Source organism: Candidatus Poriferisodalis sp., assembly GCF_965208555.1.
In the GTDB taxonomy this organism is placed as follows: Bacteria; Actinomycetota; Acidimicrobiia; order Acidimicrobiales; family Poriferisodalaceae; genus Poriferisodalis.
The window spans coordinates 1512494-1529580 of sequence record NZ_OZ242342.1 but is presented as its reverse complement, the minus strand read 5'-3'; the positions used below and the strand labels follow the sequence as shown (position 1 = coordinate 1529580).

Below are 17087 nucleotides of genomic sequence, written 5' to 3'. Positions count from 1 at the left end.
CTCGGGGTGTCTGTGCTGCCGGATGTTCCTATTGGGTCGTGCGAAGGATCGAGCCGTCGGGTTGGCTCGGCCGGTGCTCGGTGGCTAGCGCAGCAGCTCGTCCACTGTGGCTTGGATTTCGTGCCAGCTCACAGGCGTGGCGAGTTCGTTGAGGCGGCTGATGCCCACGGATTTCTGCGATCCGAGCACCCGGTTGAGGACCTCGGTAGGCACGGCCCAGAATTGCCAGCAGTTTGGATCCGCGGCATTCGCATCGTTCGCAGGTACCTCTGCGTGCAAGCAGAACACGTAGATGTCGGCGAATCGCCGGGGTTGATCATGATGCGTGACAGTGTCGGTCGCTGCTGACCATGATGTCGTCTTCTGTTCGATGCCGAATCTGACGGTTGCTGAGCGGTCGGGGTTCCAGCTTTGGCTGCGACCGGCTGCTTTGACTTCGATTCGCTTTTCCCGGTACAGCAGGTCGTAGGCGTCCCATTCTTGGCGCCGAGCGGCTTCGTCGATCACTCCGAGCGCCATACCGACCATCCATTCGGCGAACAAGCCGCGGTTGCGGTTGTCTACGAGGTTGCCAAGCGCCCAGCGACGAAAGTCCTCGACGTTCAGCCGATGCTCCGGCATTGAGGGCGACCGTATCGGGAGAGTAGGAGCGAGCCGGCTGTCAGTCCTCGACCAGAGTCCACATCCGCTTGAGGGGAAGCTCGGCCTGGAGTTCCTTGTCGAGCTTGTCGTAGTTCCTAAACACGGCCTCAAGCAAGTCATCGGCATCCCACACACGCACGCGGAAGAACTGGCTGCGCATTTCTCTGCGGGCGGGCTGGTTGACGCCGCCCCACGCGACCAGCAGGCCTTGGTCCGCGTCCTGACTGCTGAGCACACCGTTGAGTTCGCGTACCACCTTCACATCCACAGGCGCAGGGCTGGACTTGACTTGCACAATCAGACGCGGACTATCGAGTCCGAGCGGGCCTCGACCGGCGAACACATCGATGCCGCCGTCTGGTCCCGGGGGAGCAGCGTCCACCGTGAAGCCCTCGGCTCTCAGGATCTCGGCCACGAGCCGCGACAGCTCGTGGCCCGCGAGATTTTCGGCAATGTGACTTTGGATGCGATCCTTGCCGATGCGTTCGAGGTCGATTGCGGACTCAGCAGAGTCGGTCGTATCTGAATCGATGTCCACAGCATCCGTGTCGGTGTCTCGGATGGATGCGGGCTTGGCCCTCGCGCCCGGATCAGCTCCGGTCTTGAGGAGTTGGTGCAGCCGCCACTTGCCGTCGTTGCGTGTGATGGTGCAGATCGTCAACGCGGAGCCAAGCGAGTACAGCAAGTCCTGTTTGACAGCTGTGCGGGGGACATCTGTGCGCCGCCAGTCAACCGAGACGGCGTGGCGCCAGTTCGGTTCGGGATCGTGGTTGTAGCAGTACTCTTGGGTGACGACCCCTAAGGCGATCTGCGACGTCGCTTTACGGGGCAGGACGACGAGATCGCCCACTCGAACTCGGTCGAACAGCGTCCACAGTTGATTTGCCCATGTTGAGATCGACTTCTCGCGTGCGTTCGGTGCGGCCGCCTGCATCAGGCGCTCGACTTCGTCACGACCTGAGAGTCCCCGGAGATCGGGAATATGGCCCCAGCCCATGCTCGCTAAACCATGCTCAAGATTGAAGTCCTCGCGCTCCCCGGACTTGCCGGCCCTGATCAGCCAGGCCGTACTCAGCTCGGTCCTGTCATCGCTTGACATCCGCTCTATTCCCTCCGGCCGAGGTCGCTCCGGAACAATAGGCGCGAGCCAATGGGAGGCTTTCGCAACGCCGGGATGGCGACTGTCTTCGATCTTGTCAGCGGATCGAAAGCACCCTGAAACCAAGTTGATTGAGCAACTCACCGACGGCTCGCGCCAGCTGTCGCTGTGATTCTGGACCAACCGCTAAGGGCTAGCTGTTCACCACTCTCGATCCCCAGCAGATCTTCTTGTGCTGACCGGTGCGGTCGTTATGGGTCGCTGTCGATCCAGACGAACCCCGGGAGATCGTCGGTGTGTGTGTGAAGAGCGGGTGCAGCCGGCCAGCGGACCGATCTGCGCTTCCCCGAGGTGGTCCGTGGTCGTGTCCGCAGATGCCTGCAAACGCGACAGGCGGTCCTGTTGGGTCATGACTTGTCTGTTCCGAACCAGCCGTCGTGCAGTCGTGCGTAGATGCCGGTTTCCATGAGTTTGAGCAATGCGAGGTTGAGGCGCTCGCGCAGCTCGGGGTCGTTTTCGTTGACCATTAGGCCGTAGCGGACTCGCCGAAATTCGGACCCGACCGTCACCACATCTCCGCCGCCCAGGTGTGAGGCGTGGTACTGCAGCACGGGCGCATCGAACACCACGGCCTCGACTTCGTCCTCTGTGAGCAGTTGGTAGGCGTCGTCGATGTCGTCGACGAGGATCGGGCCGACGCCGATGGTGGGCAGGTAGCTCTCGCCGGCGGAGTGCTTGACGGTGGCGACCCGTCGACCCGGCAGATCCGCGGGTCCTGAGATCTCTGATCGCAGTTCGTTCACGGCCAGCGAGGATGCGATGGCAGCGGTGAAGCTGGCGAATACGAGCGTGCCCATGGCGATCCAAAGCAGAGCGAGCACTCGGCCTCGGGTGCCGCGGGCCACCTTGTCGCCGTAGCCGACTGTGCTCATGGTGACAACTGACCAGTAGAAGGAGTCCCAGATTCCTTGGCGGTACGGCTCGGCGAAGTCGGGGTTGTGGCGGCGTTCGAGCAGCCAGATCAGGTGCGCGGCAATGAGCACAGCCAGGGCGAAGACGGCGAGCAGCCAAGGCAGGTCTGACTGTGCGACCGCCCTGAAGAACGCGGCTATTCGTGTCCCGATGCCTCGGGATTCTTCGGCAGTCGTGAGGATGCTGAGCCCCGAGTCGAGCACCGGCACGGTGAAGTCGACGTCGCGCTCGCGATGGCTCGTAACTGCTGTGCCGCCGAGGCCGACATCGGCGACGCGACGGTTGATGTCGTCGATCTGTTTGGCGACCGTGTCGACGGCGTAGATCTCCGTTTCCATGCCCAGATCGGCTGCGAGCAGCTTGATCAGCTCCACTTCGAAGCCGCTGTAGATGCCGTTCTCGTAGGTGACGAACGGCGGAAGGGCGCGGGCCGCGACGGTGAGCGTTCCGCCGGATGGCGCATCGTCGCCGTCCGGCGCCAGCGCGACTGCGTCGGGATCGGCAGCGCGGACCCATTCCTGCACCATCGCGTAGTTGGCTCGGACCCATTCTTCGGCGTGACGGCGGATGTCTGCGGGGTCGCCGCCTTCGGTGATCATGCGGGCGTTCTGCGCGGAGATGTCCTCCAGCGGGATGACTACCCGTTCCAGCAGCGTTCGAACTGCCGGATTTGTGTCGAGGAATTCGGCGTTGGCGACCGCTCGAATGTCGTTCGGGGGCCAGCCGGTCTGGCAAGGATCTTCGGCGCATCCGGGAATCCCTGCGACCGAGGTGCGGTCGATCGAGTCCGCTTGGTCTTGGGGCAGTGACGGGAATGGCGTTTGCAGCCAGACCACGTCGACTCCCGGCACGAGCGCGCCCATAGCCCAGTTCGGCGTCCATGAGAAATACAGCACGGCCTCACCGGCTCGCTGGCGGGCGATGGTTTCGGCGATCAGCGGCGAGTAGTCGCCCTGGATGTGCTCGACGGTGTCGTTCAGCCCGTACGCGTCGAGGTGGTGGTCGATCGTCTGCGCACACGACCACCCCACGTTGCAGCCCACCAGGTCGGCCCTGCCGTCGCCGTCTCGGTCGAACTTTGCCGCCACTGATGCGGTCGCGAGGTCGCCCAGATTCGTGATGCCGTGTTCGGCGGCGCTGCTCGCGTCGACGAAGTAGCCCTGCAGCGCTCCGTCGTCGACTGCCGTGCCGACCACTTCCACCGCAGCGTCGGGGGAGACATAGACATCGTGCAGCGGGAACCAGCCGTTGGCCCACAGGTCCACTTCCCCGGCGGCGACCGCCTCGTAGAACTCCGCGTTTTCCATCGTCACCGGGCCTTCGACCCGATAGCCCAGCTGCAAGAGCAGCAGCCGATAGACCTCCGCTTGGAACCAGCCTGTGTCCCAGGTGGCTCGGGCCATGCGCACCAGGGGTTTCGCTGACGATTCCTGCGCCGACACAACAGAGATGGGCATGAGCAGCACCGTTAGTGCTGTCAGCATTGCGGCGATGCGTCGGCTGCGGGTGGTGCGACGCGCCCGCGGTTGCCCGGCAGGCATCAACCCACGTTAGTCCCAAGTTGATGTGAGGCAGATTAATTGCAATATGTAGCAACTTGATACATGCCGATCATGTTGACGACATATCACACAGACAGCGCTCGCCGACTAGGGTCTACGAGGACCGGGCGGTGTGTCGCCTGAGAGCGCACGTCCATTCCCGGGGAGAGCGACTCGGGGGGTTCGCTATGGACGAAGACCAAGAAAACGCGGCTGTCGACCCGCGCATTCACCGAAGTCCTGATGACACGGACGTCAACCTGACCGAGGCGACGCTCGCGTTGCACGACTGGGAGGAAGAGGAAGAGCGTCGGCGCGACGAGGCGATTCACAACCGCCAGCCGCTGCAGGGTCTGCAGATCGATCCGGATATCGATTTCTACCCGGAGGTGGCTGACCGGGAGCCGGGCGACCGCAACATCGTGCGTGCCGGATTCGACATCCATCCGCAGGTGACGTTCTGGTCGTCGGGGATATTGCTGGCCTTCATCCTGCTTTCGATCTTCGTCGACGGCACTCAGGACGTATTCAGCTCGATTCTCGACTTCATCAACGAGAAGCTCGGCTGGTTCTACATCCTCGACTTCAACATCTTCCTGATCGTGGCGATCTATTTCGCATTCAGCAGGTACGGGAAGATCAAGCTGGGCGGCCCATTCGCGTTGCCGGAGTTCTCCACGGTTTCGTGGTACGCGATGTTGCTGTCGGCGGGCTTGGGCATCGGGCTGATGTTCTGGGGGGTTGCCGAGCCGATCTTCCATTTCATGTCGCCGTCCCCGTTCTTCGAAGGCGTCGAGGCCGGAAGCGGGACGGCGGGACAGGCGGCGCTCGCGACCACCTATCTCCACTGGGGGGTCCACGGCTGGGCGCTCTACGGGCTGGTCGCGTTGGCGTTGGGCTTCTTTGCCTACAACCGAGGTCTGCCGCTGACGTTCCGCTCGATCTTCTTCCCGATTCTGGGCAAGAAGATCTACGGCACCTGGGGCAACGTCATCGACATCCTGACGGTCATGGCCACGCTGTTCGGGCTGGCCACGTCGCTCGGCTTCGGTGCGAGCCAAGCCTCAGCGGGCTTGAACAAGCTGTTCGGGCTTCCTGACGAGCAGTGGTTCCAGGTGCTGCTGATCGTCGGCATCACGTTCTTGGCGACCATCTCGGTGGTTGCCGGGCTCGATGCCGGCGTGAAGCGGCTCAGCGAGCTGAACATCTGGCTGGCTGGCGCGTTCTTGGTCTTCGTACTGCTGGTCGGCCCGACGCTGTTCATCTTGTCGTTGTTCACACAGAGTGTGGGCAACTACATCCAGGTCTTGCCGGAATTCGCGTTCTGGAATGCAGCCTTCTCCGAGACGCAATGGCAGGCATGGTGGACCATCTTCTACTGGGGATGGTGGATCTCGTGGTCGCCCTTCGTCGGGATGTTCATCGCCCGCATCTCCAAGGGCCGCTCGGTGCGCGAGCTGCTGCTGGGCGTGATCGTCCTGCCGTCGATCCTGTGCTTCCTGTGGATGGCGGTCTTCGGAGGCTCTGCCATCCACCTTCAGCAGAACGGGATTCGCGACGTGGCCACCGCGGTGAACGACAACGTCGCCACCGCCCTGTTCGACATGCTGGAGTCGTTCCCGCTCACCGGCATCGTCTCGTTCGTCGGCGTGCTGTTGCTGGTGTCGTTCTTCGTGACATCGTCCGACTCGGGCTCGCTGGTCGTCGACCATCTCACCTCCGGCGGCAAGCTGGACTCGCCCAAGCCCCAGCGGGTCTTTTGGGCATGCATGGAAGGCGCCGTGGCAATAGCGCTGCTGATCGGCGGCGGGCTGAGCGCACTGCAGACAGCGGCGGTTTCGATCGGACTGCCGTTCGCGCTGATCCTGCTGATCATGTGCTGGAGCTGCAAGAAGGCGTTCGACGAAGAGCTCGACCTGCTTGAGAGCCACTACGACGAGCAGATCTTCCGATCACAGCACAGCGGATTGATTGCCACGGTCAAAGACCGCCTTCAGCACGGACCGACGAAGTGACCGGCGCGACAAAGCAGCGAGGAGACGAGAAATGACAAAGCAACGTCGCAGAAGTCTGATCCTGGTCGGTGCCCTGGTTGGTTTGGTCGTCGTCGCACTCGTGGTGATCTTCACCAGCGAGGAGGAAGACGGCACGGTGCGGATGGCCCGCGCCAACTGGGACAGCGGCTACGCGCAGGCAGAGATCTACGCCTCGCTCATCGAAGAGCTGGGCTACGAGGTCACCGATCCTTCTGAGCACGAACTCGGACCGCTCAACTTCTACCCCGCACTGAGAACGGGCCAATACGACCTGTGGGCCAACGGCTGGTTCCCCAACCACGACATCTTCCTCGACTTCGAGACCGCCGCAGGGCTGTCGACAGAGGGGGAGATCGAACCGGTCGGAACCCAGGTGGGCGGCGGCGGCCGGGAGGGCTACCTGGTCGATAAGGCCACCGCTGACCGACTGGGGCTGAGGTCGATGAGTCAGCTGTCCGACCCGTCGGTTGCCGCCGAGTTCGACGTCGACGGCGACGGCACTGCCGACCTGTACGGATGCAACGCCGACTGGGGTTGTGCCCAGATCATCGACGGCCACATCGCCGACAGCGAGTGGGGCGCCAACGTCCAGCAGGATTCAGCCAACTACAACGACCTCATCGGCGAGGTACGGGCGCGCGTCGACGCGGGCCAGCCGGTGCTGTTCTACGGCTGGACGCCGAACTGGACCTACACCGTCCTCACCCCCGGCGAGAACGTGGTGTGGCTGGACTCGGCGTTCCAGGTGAACGACATTCGGGCCGTAGCCAATGCCGATTTCCTCGACAGCCACCCAGACATCCGCAGCCTGCTTGAACAGGTCAAGCTTGATCTGGCGTGGATAGCGACACAGAACGAGCGGATGGCAGCCGGCGGCTACACCCAGGAGCACATCCGAGCAGACGCATCGCAGTGGATCGAGGAGAACCGGGCCAAGGTCAACGGCTGGCTCGAAAACGCACGGGCAGCCTCGTAGGGACCATTCTGGCGGAGACCCAGAATTCTCCGAGGCACCGGCCTCAATCGTCCGATCGGACATCTTCTCAGGAGGGATATCCATGTCAACCACCGAAGGCGCGAGCGCGCCCGCAGAAGACGACTACCCAGCGAGACTGGATGTCGAGTATCCCGAAGGAGGGCTCAGCCGGGCCAAGACGTTCTTCCGGATCATTCTGGTCATACCGATCGCAATCGTCGCCGGTCTGGTGTCCGGCTCCATCGCCAGCAACTGGGACCCCGGCCAAACGAACGCGGCAGCGGTAGTCACCGCCGGCGGGCTCTTCGGGCCGACGCTGCTGATGCTGCTGTTCCGACGCAAGTATCCCCGCTGGTGGTTCGACTGGAACTTGGAGCTGACGCGGTTCAGTGCCCGCGTCAACGCCTACCTGTCGATGATGCGCGACGAGTACCCGTCGACCGACGAAGAACAAGCCGTTGCGCTCGACTTGGATTATCCCGATGCGGGCCGAGACCTCAAGCGCTGGCTGCCGTTGGTCAAATGGCTGCTCGCGATCCCGCACTACATCGTGTTGGCTGTGCTGGCAGTGGCAGCGATCATCTGCGTCGTGATCGCGTGGTTCGCGATCCTCTTCACCGGCCGCTACCCCCGAGGGCTGTTCGACTTCGTGCTGGGCGTGCACCGCTGGGGCCTGCGGGTCGGTGCCTACATGTGGCTGCTGATAACCGACCGCTACCCGCCGTTCTCGCTGCGCTAGCGCTGGCGACTCGGCACCTGACAGCGCGACTTGCTGTGCCGCGCTGATGCGAAAAACCCGACTCCTCTGAACGAAGGGACCCACCGATGTTCGGACGCAGACGTCGCGCTGCCGAGCCACCGCGGCTGGCATCGCCGCCGCCGCTCGATGCTGAGGAACTGGAGATACTGCGCGTGTTGGTGGCGCAATGGCGGTCGTTGTGGGAGAACGGGAGACCTGACGAAGCCGACGTGCAACCCGTCGAGACGATGATCGCACTCTGTGCGACGCGCTTGGTCGGTGTCGGATATCGCGAGACGCCCACAGCCGTCGTGCCCGAAGGCGAACTTGACCCTGACAACATTGGCGAGCTGCGACGGCTTGTGCAGCGACGTCACGAAGTCGTCATCGATCTCGATCTGACGGAACGCGAACGCGAAGCCGATCTGGAGAACCTCTCGGCGCTGATTGCGCACCAAGCAGCGGACCTGCTCTCGGACAGCGCTTCGCCAAACTCGGCCGAATGACGCAGCCCGTGCTGCTGACCCCGACACACGAAACGCGTGCCGTCCCACAAGCCCTGCCGCTCTGTCGCGATGCAATTTCCACGACACGCGTCCGCGTTGCGAGTCAGCTACCAGCCGGCTGCGAGTCCTGTGCGTCTTGGGCAGCGGACGAGGGCGTTGTCAATGGCGGGTGTCAGTTTCTTCGGTCCGATTGGCTTCGGGGGCTTCGCATATGAGTTGCCTTAGTTCTTCTTCGGTTCTGGGAGTCTTCTTGCCGTAGTGCAGCATGAAGTGGCAGTTCGCGCAGACGGGTATCAGGTCTTTGCGAGCGTTGACCTTGCGGCTCTTGCCTTTCCCTGCGGAGATCGGCGTCAGGTGGTGGACGTGGATGTAGTCCCGTGCGAACTCCCCGTACCGATCCGCGAAGCTCATGTTGCAGACCTTGCATCGCTTGCCGTTGATTTGGATGCTTCGCTGCCGCAGCCAACGGCTGCGCTTGAACTTGGTGACGACAGACTGGTAGCTGGCGCCCTCGTCTGCTCCGACGTCGGCCTCGAGCCCGGCTTCGATTTCGATGAGAGGTGCTTGCAGGCTGTCATCCTGGAGGGCTGTCCACGCCTGCATCACGGCGGCTGCATCGTCGGCGCTGAGCTTCCAGCCTGAGGCCCGTATCGACCGGCGGAAGAAATTCGGGGCGATTTCGCGGAGGGCCTCGATGGGCAGACCGTCCTCGGGTGTGGTCCAGTCGCTCCAGGCGACGTCGATCCACGCAGTTGATCCGTCCGAGTCCGATGTTGTCTGACCCGTCGCGATGATTCCGCCATCGGGACCGTGTACGAACAGAACGACGTTGTCGCCTCTGCGGATGCCTGATTTGCGTGTGCCGGTCGACCATCTGGCGAGCACCGGTTCGCCGCGTGCGGTTGCAGACACGTTGTGTTGGTAGTGCTCTTCGTCCATGTCCCAATCGGATCGGTTCCAGGTCAGTACCCAGGTCGATCTGCGCGCAGGTCCCGAGGCTCGGCGGTCGTCGGGGACCTCTTGGGCTTCTTCGCCTGGTCCGGGATCCAAGCCATGCTCGACGAGGTGAATCAGGCGCGCCGGGGAGCCCGGCGGCGTCACGTGGCGCACTGTGCCCGGGCGGTCGATTGACTTGCGGAGTTCGGCCTGCACGTGTGTCTTGGCGGCCGAGTGAGTCAGCCATTCGACTGCTCGGCGGTGCTGGGCTCCGGGAGGATATGACTCGTCTCGATGGGCGGCACCGATGACGCGTCCGATCGCGATCCAGTCACGTGTTCCGCCGTGCTTTGTCAATGGCATGACGACCACATCGCCCACTCTGATCTGGTGATAGAAGTCCCATATCTGATCTCGTGCGCTGCGCTGCGCCGCTGCGGGCTCGTCGCTGAAGTTCTGCTTGATGAATTCGCCAAATGAATCCCGTGTGGAAAACGAGTAAACCTTCCTGATGGCATCCCAACCAATCCACTCGATGGTCACGGCGCCGTTGTCGAGATTGGGCTGCACCTGCTCTCCGTTGCGGCCCGCGCGCACCACCCAGGCACGCGGCTCGAAAGATGCCGCCGACGGATCTTCTGAGAATTCCGCCGTCAGATCCATTGCGACGCAGTATTTTCGCCATCGACGCACATAACTGATGTACGAGCGCGCTGTGCCAGGTTGAACTCTCTGAACTAGGACTTCGCGGAAGTTCTCGATGCTCTGATCGTCCGGCGACGCAGGATCGACTCCGGCGTCGAGCGCGTACCGAAACCACTCGCGCAGCTTTCCTCGGTATGCCTGCCGAGTGCTCTTGCTAGGGCGCGAGAGTTGATCAAGGTAGTTCTCCAAGTGATATGTCAGATACTCGTCGGTCAGATTGCCGGTATGACTATCCATGTCCAATAACCTCCGTGTGGACCATTGGGAAGCGGGTATAGGCGCGCTGGCGAACATATCGCCTCATGCTCGACGACGCCATTGAGGAGGCCGCAATCTTTGGGTGACCACGGATGGCGACGAGGACCAGCTGCCTGCCTGTAGTGCAGCGGATGTCTCTTTAGGTTCCGTGTGGGACAACGTGTATCTATTGTCATGTCCATGAGATGGAAAGCGAGACCCACCGATCCGGCGACTCTTTGGAGCGAGGCTGCGGAACGCAGCGTGATGTGGAGTTTCATTTTTCATCTGAGTTTCGTGTCATTCGCAATCCTTGTGCAAAGGCACAATTGGCTGGTGATCGCCGTAGTTCTGTCCTTTCTGGGTGCAGCAATTATGTCTGTGACTTGGCGTGTCTGTATGGTGCAGGCTCTCAAGGCTGACACTGCGGCTGAGCAGCAGTCTTGACCTGATGATCACGACTATGGAGGCTCAGGTCAGCAGCCCGCGCGCCGAGAACTACCGGTGGAATGTGAGCATGTGCAATGATGGTTGACCTCAGCAGAGCGACCTGAGCGTCAGCATGACAACTATCGCGACCAGTGCCGATATCAGGTAGGCGACAAATGCCCAAGGGCTCCTGACCTTCATTTCGAATCGCACTCGGATTCGATGCACCAGGACACACGCGATCCAGGCAACAAACCCCGAGCTGAGCCAGAATGACCACCACTCTTCGAGCAGCATGCACGCAATATCAGCTACAACCTCGATTGCGGTTCTTCTGCCTCGGGATTCCGGGCTTGCCTGCTCGTCGAATAATCCGCATCCGGTGCCCGACAGCAGGAGCAGCGATGAGATTCCGACGAGGGGACGACTCTTGACAGTCGTGGCAGCCAGCTCTCGCCCACAGCCCGGAGCGTTCCTACTGCGCGAGTACGGTCTGTTCGACAGCGCCTCGGCGCTCATGTTCGTTCGCGGACGCTCTTCGCTGGCGCGCCGCGGCAATTCCGGCTGGGCGCCAGTGCGCACGATCAATCTCCGATGATCGCGCGAATGTCGGATTCGCTCACAATCGGATCGTTGCCGTACGGCGTGTCGTAGCCGGCATAGTCCTGCACGTACTGGAGGATGTAGGTGCCGTTCTCGTCTGACGGGTTCTTGTGGTCCACGAGCAGCGAGACGATGCCCGCGGCGCCGCGAAGGTGGGCTCCTGCAAGCAGTCCGGACATCGTGATCTCGACTTTGTTTGCGCGTCCGCCTGGGGGCGGGCTGACGCTGGGGTCGAGTTGGTCCCAGTACACGTAGGTGCCGAGGTATTCCTGCAGCGTCTTGCCTCGGTCGGCCAGGCCCGTCACGATCCCGTGGTACTTGTTCTCGAAGTGGTCCTTGATGACCAGAATGTGCTTGTCAGGCGTCGTGAAGTCCTTGTAGCTGGCGATGCCGTTCTTGCCGGTGAAGTTCTCGTCGCTGAACATGACGACATCGCGCGCCCACGTCGGGACGCTGGCGAGCGGAGGCTCTGCAAGGAATGCTCGGACGCCGTTGGCCCAGTAGTGGTTGGGCACGTCGATGTAGTGCGCCGGGTAGGTGTTCTGCATGAAGGTCACGGTGTCGAACTTGTAGTAGCCGAGGTCGACGAGGTCCGATTCCTGGAACTGGAATCCGACGAACCCGAGGTAGTTGATGACGTTCGACTGGATTAGCTTCCAGTCGGGATTCGGATCATCGGGGCTGTACAGGTCTGCGATCCCGATGACCTCGAAGAACTGCTCGACGGTCAGCGAGTTGGAGTAGACGGGATCGCCGGCAAGATCCCGGATGACGCGGCCGGGATAGCTGACCTCGGGATACGGCGGCACAACCGGCAGTTTCCAGTTTTCGTTGTAGTACGACTGCTGCGACGGGTCGATGTCGGATTCGTAAATCCAGACGGCGTCGATGAAGTCCTCGTAGGACTTCGACGGCTCTGCGTCTTCGGAACCGGCGGCACCGGTCGCCTGAGCCGGGTGGCTGATCATGAACGCTGCGACTGCGACGCTGACGACCGCGAGAGTGATCGCACGTCGGCGCGTGCCGCCGGATGAGCTTCGTCCAGGGTGTCTGTTCATTCGTGGGTGTCCTTTCCTGTTTCGTGGATTGCTTGCTGAGGCTGTCGATGGTCAGGCGTCAGGAGTGCGGCGGCTTGAGGGTCGAGGACGACGGTGGCGTTGTGGTGCAGCCGCAGTGCTGAGGCAGGCAGTGATCTGGTCACCGGCCCCTCAAGTGCCCGGGCCACCGAGCGAGCCTTTGACTGTCCGCAGGCGACGAGCAGCAATTCCGCCGCAGTCAGAATCGTCGCGATGCCCTGTGTGATCGCAGAGGCGGGCACACGGATGCCGTGCGTGAAGGCGCCGGCGTTGTCATCGCGGGTCTGCTTGCTGAGCTGGACCACGCGTGTGGTGCTGGAAAATGAAGAGCCTGGTTCGTTAAAGGCGATGTGTCCGTTGGTGCCGATGCCCAGCAGCTGCAGCTCGATGCGGGCGCCGCGCACCCGCTTTTCGTAGTCGGCGCACTCGGCATCGAGGTCTGGGTTGTGCGGGTTCGGTGCGTGCACCGAGTCCGGTGAGAGGTCAGTTGCTTGGACGAGGCGCCGGCGGACCGTATTGGCGAATGTGTGTGGGTCGCCGGGGTTGAGTCCGAGGTATTCGTCGAGCAGATAGACGTCGGTGTCGGCGAGGCTCAGCGCTCCGGCTTGGTGCCGATGCACCAGTTCGGAGAGCGGCCCTTCCATCGTTGCGCCGGTGGCGATTCCCAGCGACGCCGGCTTCGATTGGCAGACGAGTCGCTGAACGCAATCTGCGACGTGATGAGCTAGTGCGTCCCGGTCCGGCGCAACGATGATTCTCACTGCTCGCCTGGTATGCCGACATGGGACGGGAAGCATCCGACTGCGGCCGCGGCGCCGACGATGCCGGCGTGGATTCCGAGATGTGCGGGACTCACTGGCTTGGACAGGGCGAGTCGGAATGCGTATTGGTGGAAGTTCTCGGTAAGGCCGCCGCCGAGCACCCATCGACTTGGGTTGAGGAGTGCTTCGAGCCGGTCGAAGAAGGGTTGAGCCCGCGCGGCCCATTGGTCTGGTGTCAGGTTGTGGTCGGAGATGGCGCGTCCGGATGCAATGTCTTCGAATCGGCCGGCATCGTGCTCGATCCCGCCGAGTTCGGTGTCGCTGATGAGTGCGCCGTTGTGGAGCAGGGCGCTTCCGATGCCGGTACCGAATGTCAGCACGATCGTGAGTCCGTCACTGTTGTTGCGTGAACCGCCGTAGGTCAATTCGGCGAGTCCTGCTGCGTCGGCGTCGTTGATGAGAACTGTCGGAGTGCTTTTGAGCGTGCGGAGGCAGTCGAGCGCGCCGTCGTGTTCCCAGGAACCGGACAGGTTTGGCGCGTGTCGCAGGCGTGATCCGGCGATGACGCCGGGCAGAGCGACACCGACTCTGCCTGTCCATTGTTCGGCTGCGGCGATCTGTTCAACGAGCGCAGCTACTTGCAGTGGGGCTGCGGCGTCGGGTGTCTGGCGAGTGTGGATAGCTCCCGCGAGCTGTCCCGTGCCGAGGTCGATGATGGCGCCTTTGATGCTTGTGCCGCCGACGTCGATGCCCAACTGGAGTCTCGCTTCGGCGCTTCGATGATCGTGAGCACGCGACGTGGCCTGAAGTCCGGCGGAGGCTGAGCTGCTCACGGTCCATCCTGCTGGGTCTTGGCGCCGGTGATGTAGGCGACGAGGTCGTCTTTGGTGACATCGCTGACATTCACTTCGGCGGTCTTGCGGCCTTGGCGTAGGACGATGGCTCGGTTGCAGACATCGGTGACTCGGTCCATGTTGTGGGTGATGAGCAGCACTGCGGCTCCGCCGTCGCGCAGGTTGCGGATCAGCTCGAGGACTCGTGCTGCTTGCTCAACGCCGAGCGCGGCGGCGGGCTCGTCGAGCATGACGATCTGCCGACCCCATGCCGTCGCCCGTCCGATGGCGACTGCTTGTCGCTGTCCGCCTGACAGAGTGCCCATGGCGTGACGCAGCGACGGTATGCGGATGCCCAGCTTGTCGAGGATTTGCCCGGTCTCAGCGCGCATGCGTTTCTTGTCGAGCACACCGAGCCAGGCGCCGATCGGCCCGCCGCGTGTGTGTTCACGGTTGAGAAACAGGTTCTCGGCTACATCGAGAGTGTCGATGACTGCAAGCGTCTGGTGAACGGTTTCGATGCCGAGATCGCGGGCTGCGTCGGGCGAGGAAACAGTGGTCTCGGTGCCGTCGATTCGCAGCACGCCGCTGTCGGGGGTGTAGACGCCGGCGACGCATTTCACGAACGTCGACTTGCCCGCCCCGTTGTCGCCCAGCAGCGCTGTCACCTCTCCATAGCGGAGCGTGATGGTTACCTGATCGAGGGCTTGCACCGCCCGGAAGGACTTGCTCAGACCCTCGGCTTCAAGAGCGGGTGTTGCGGCGCTCATGTCTGCACTCCGAGCGTGACCGGATCGCCGAAGCCGTTCCAGATGCCGGCTACGCGGGGTTCGCCTCGGGCGACGCCGGAGACGCCGACTATGAATGCGCGAGTGACGAATGCCTGTATCCGGAAGCCGAATACGACCGTGGATCCTTCCTGGAAAGTGTGCTGCGCCGGGGGAGTGAGGCGGGCGTAGTAGTCGATCGCTGCGGGGCTGGGCATCTCGACCGGAACTGGCTGAGTATCGATATCCGAGGAGTCGTCGGCGACGAGGGCTCGCACCTGGTAATCGCCGAACACCGGGTCGATGTAGAGCCCGCCCCCAAAGCACAGTGGGACGCCGTGGTGGATGTGGGCGATCTCGCTGAGGTACAGCACCGCTGGCAACTCGGGTAGGTCTTCTACGGCGTGCAGCGGTGTCGTGCCGCTGAGTCCGTGGCCCGGCTCGACCTGTGTCGCTCCCGCTTCGGCCAGCATCGGCAGCACCTGTGTTGACGTCGTCCCGGGAGCGTTGATCTGGAGCCGCTCAGGGCAGGCTCGATGCTTGCGTGCGATCTCCGCAGCTCGTGCCAGGGTGCCCATGTTCGGGGTCAGCTGCGCTGACCGGGACGCTGCGTCGTACAGCAGCGCAGGGAACGTCGTGAGTCCGGAGAAAATCGCACCGTCAAGCGTGGCGATGTGGTCAATTGCCGCTCGCAGCTCGCTCAGCGCGATACCGCCCTCGTGTCCGGGATAGAACTCGTCTCCGTCGTCGAACACGCGCACGAGCAGCGGCTGGGAGCGGCCGCTTGCGTGCGCCGCCGCCGCCGCCCGCTCTGCCTTGCGGCGGGAGAACACCGTCCAGAAGTCGGGCTCTAGGGCGGCCGCTTCGGCGGACTCGCTTTGCGGCACCTGCACCAAGTGTCCGAGGTGCCCGACGGAATGTTCGGCTCGGACGATTGGCCGGGCACAAGCCATGTCGACGGCCACGAAGCCGTCGGCGCCGCCGGCTGTGATCGCGTCCAGCGCAGCCGCCGCGCGGCCGATCTGCTTCGTCATCGCGTACACCGTGAGGCCTAAGTCGTCGGCGACTCTGCAGAGACCTTCGGTGTTCGATTCGATCGTGTCGAGGTCGAGCACGTAGCTGTTGGCCGGAATCGATCCAGACTGGTGCAGCGCAATCGCAGTCTCGACGAACCTAGGGTTACGCCGCAGCAACGCGTCGAGAAACACCTCAGGTCTCCTTCTGTTCGCGCATGCTCAGCGCGACCGCGAGGATGATGATCACGCCGCGGGCGATGAGCTGGTCTGCGACGCGCAGTCCCATGAGGATCAGCCCGTTGTTGAGCATTGCCATCACGATCGAACCTGCAATGGCGCCTACCACCGACGCTCGGCCGCCGAACAGGTTCGTGCCCCCGATGACCACGGCGGCGATCACTGTCAGAAGCAGATTCTCGCCGAGGTCGTGCCGGCCGATGGCGAGCCGCCCGGCCAGCAGCATCCCTGCGAACGATGCTGCCGCTGCGCTGACCATCAGCGCAGTGATGCGGACCCGATCGGTGTTGATGCCGACTGCCGACGCGGCGGAACGGTCGGCGCCGACGGCGAGCACGTGTCGGCCCCAGCGCAGCTGGTGCAACGCCAGATGCCCGATCGCGCCGATGACGACGGTCCAAATGAGCAGCGACGAGATCGGCCCGAGTGATCCGGCGCCGAAGACGTCGAGGTAGAGATCGTTGCGGATCGGCAGCGACTGCAGGTTGTTGAGGCTCCGGGCCACGCCGCTGACGATGCCGAGCATGCCCAGGGTGACCAGGAATGACGGGATGCGGACCTTGACAGCGATGAAGCCGTTCAGAGCACCGATTCCGAGGCCGACAGCGAGCGCTGTCGCGGCACCGCCGAAGAAGCCGAAGGTCCCGACGGCGTCGGCGACGACCAGCGACGAGAGCGCTGCGACTGATCCGACGGACAGGTCGATCTCAGCTGCGCCCAAGGCGAACGCCATGCCGACCGCCATGACCGCGATCGGTGCTGCCTGGCGTGCGATGTTCAGCAGGTTCGACGTGGTGACGAATCCGTCGTCGCGCAATATCACGGCGAACAGGGCGAATATCAGGATCGCTGCGGCGTACACCACGTACTGGCGCGGCTCCGCGATCTGTCGGCGTCGCAGAAGGGGTTTTCTGACGGGCTCAGTCAAGTGGATGACCGCATCTCACTGGTGGGGTGACATCGAGATCCTCGCGTC

At 63.0% G+C, this 17087-nt stretch carries 14 protein-coding genes; 4 read left to right on the top strand and 10 right to left on the bottom strand.

The features are described 5' to 3' along the window. Window positions 1-84: 84 nt before the first annotated feature. From ACOGXE_RS07055 to proX, 3 genes are all read right to left on the bottom strand, one after another. Complete coding sequence (locus ACOGXE_RS07055; protein WP_419933237.1) at window positions 85-621, bottom strand: hypothetical protein; 537 nt, start codon at window positions 619-621, stop codon at window positions 85-87. A gap of 40 nt (window positions 622-661) precedes the next feature. Further along, entirely contained in the window at window positions 662-1741 is a 1080-nt protein-coding gene (locus tag ACOGXE_RS07050) for a restriction endonuclease (protein WP_419933236.1), read from the bottom strand. Window positions 1742-2148: 407 nt separating this feature from the next. After that, window positions 2149-4254 (bottom strand): glycine betaine/L-proline ABC transporter substrate-binding protein ProX, encoded by a 2106-nt coding sequence (proX, locus tag ACOGXE_RS07045; protein WP_419933235.1) that lies wholly within the window; start codon window positions 4252-4254, stop codon window positions 2149-2151. Between the two features lie 188 nt (window positions 4255-4442). Between proX and ACOGXE_RS07040 the strand changes: the two genes are divergently transcribed. The 4 genes from ACOGXE_RS07040 to ACOGXE_RS07025 all read left to right on the top strand — a co-directional run bounded on the left by ACOGXE_RS07040 (window position 4443) and on the right by ACOGXE_RS07025 (window position 8511). Beyond that, complete coding sequence (locus tag ACOGXE_RS07040; RefSeq protein ID WP_419933234.1) at window positions 4443-6269, top strand: BCCT family transporter; 1827 nt, start codon at window positions 4443-4445, stop codon at window positions 6267-6269. 31 nt (window positions 6270-6300) lie between these two features. Beyond that, window positions 6301-7266, top strand: coding sequence for a glycine betaine ABC transporter substrate-binding protein (locus ACOGXE_RS07035; RefSeq protein ID WP_419933233.1), 966 nt, complete (start codon window positions 6301-6303; stop codon window positions 7264-7266). A gap of 82 nt (window positions 7267-7348) precedes the next feature. Continuing rightward, a complete protein-coding gene (locus ACOGXE_RS07030) occupies window positions 7349-8005 on the top strand; it encodes a DUF4389 domain-containing protein (RefSeq protein WP_419933232.1) in 657 nt (218 codons plus the stop codon). A gap of 86 nt (window positions 8006-8091) precedes the next feature. After that, a complete protein-coding gene (locus tag ACOGXE_RS07025) occupies window positions 8092-8511 on the top strand; it encodes a hypothetical protein (protein WP_419933231.1) in 420 nt (139 codons plus the stop codon). 159 nt (window positions 8512-8670) lie between these two features. On the opposite strand, the gene ACOGXE_RS07020 is transcribed toward ACOGXE_RS07025, so the two are convergent. From ACOGXE_RS07020 to ACOGXE_RS06990, 7 genes are all read right to left on the bottom strand, one after another. Continuing rightward, entirely contained in the window at window positions 8671-10389 is a 1719-nt protein-coding gene (locus ACOGXE_RS07020; protein ID WP_419933230.1) for an HNH endonuclease, read from the bottom strand. Between the two features lie 1013 nt (window positions 10390-11402). After that, the gene (locus tag ACOGXE_RS07015; RefSeq protein ID WP_419933229.1) at window positions 11403-12479 is read right to left on the bottom strand and encodes a hypothetical protein; all 1077 of its coding nucleotides are present in this window, start codon (window positions 12477-12479) and stop codon (window positions 11403-11405) included. Further along, on the bottom strand, window positions 12476-13258 hold the full coding sequence (locus ACOGXE_RS07010; RefSeq protein WP_419933228.1) for a glucosamine-6-phosphate deaminase: 783 nt from the start codon (window positions 13256-13258) through the stop codon (window positions 12476-12478). The genes ACOGXE_RS07015 and ACOGXE_RS07010 overlap by 4 nt, the downstream gene beginning before the upstream one ends. After that, window positions 13255-14091, bottom strand: coding sequence for an ROK family protein (locus tag ACOGXE_RS07005; RefSeq protein WP_419933227.1), 837 nt, complete (start codon window positions 14089-14091; stop codon window positions 13255-13257). Before ACOGXE_RS07005 ends, ACOGXE_RS07010 begins: the two co-directional genes overlap by 4 nt. Next, window positions 14088-14861: an ATP-binding cassette domain-containing protein gene (locus ACOGXE_RS07000; protein ID WP_419933226.1), complete on the bottom strand. Its 774-nt coding sequence runs from the start codon at window positions 14859-14861 to the stop codon at window positions 14088-14090. Before ACOGXE_RS07000 ends, ACOGXE_RS07005 begins: the two co-directional genes overlap by 4 nt. Further along, on the bottom strand, window positions 14858-16066 hold the full coding sequence (locus ACOGXE_RS06995) for an alanine racemase (RefSeq protein ID WP_419933225.1): 1209 nt from the start codon (window positions 16064-16066) through the stop codon (window positions 14858-14860). Before ACOGXE_RS06995 ends, ACOGXE_RS07000 begins: the two co-directional genes overlap by 4 nt. 1 nt (window position 16067) lies before the next feature. Continuing rightward, the gene (locus tag ACOGXE_RS06990; protein ID WP_419933224.1) at window positions 16068-17039 is read right to left on the bottom strand and encodes an ABC transporter permease; all 972 of its coding nucleotides are present in this window, start codon (window positions 17037-17039) and stop codon (window positions 16068-16070) included. Window positions 17040-17087: the final 48 nt, after the last annotated feature.

Excerpts from the sequence above, each read along its gene's own strand:
- ACOGXE_RS07055 (WP_419933237.1), bottom strand. The coding sequence starts at position 621 with ATGCCGGAGCATCGGCTGAACGTCGAGGACTTTCGTCGCTGGGCGCTT.
- ACOGXE_RS07050 (WP_419933236.1), bottom strand. The coding sequence starts at position 1,741 with ATGTCAAGCGATGACAGGACCGAGCTGAGTACGGCCTGGCTGATCAGG.
- proX (WP_419933235.1), bottom strand. The coding sequence starts at position 4,254 with ATGCCTGCCGGGCAACCGCGGGCGCGTCGCACCACCCGCAGCCGACGC.
- ACOGXE_RS07040 (WP_419933234.1), top strand. The coding sequence starts at position 4,443 with ATGGACGAAGACCAAGAAAACGCGGCTGTCGACCCGCGCATTCACCGA.
- ACOGXE_RS07035 (WP_419933233.1), top strand. The coding sequence starts at position 6,301 with ATGACAAAGCAACGTCGCAGAAGTCTGATCCTGGTCGGTGCCCTGGTT.
- ACOGXE_RS07030 (WP_419933232.1), top strand. The coding sequence starts at position 7,349 with ATGTCAACCACCGAAGGCGCGAGCGCGCCCGCAGAAGACGACTACCCA.
- ACOGXE_RS07025 (WP_419933231.1), top strand. The coding sequence starts at position 8,092 with ATGTTCGGACGCAGACGTCGCGCTGCCGAGCCACCGCGGCTGGCATCG.
- ACOGXE_RS07020 (WP_419933230.1), bottom strand. The coding sequence starts at position 10,389 with ATGGATAGTCATACCGGCAATCTGACCGACGAGTATCTGACATATCAC.
- ACOGXE_RS07015 (WP_419933229.1), bottom strand. The coding sequence starts at position 12,479 with ATGAACAGACACCCTGGACGAAGCTCATCCGGCGGCACGCGCCGACGT.
- ACOGXE_RS07000 (WP_419933226.1), bottom strand. The coding sequence starts at position 14,861 with ATGAGCGCCGCAACACCCGCTCTTGAAGCCGAGGGTCTGAGCAAGTCC.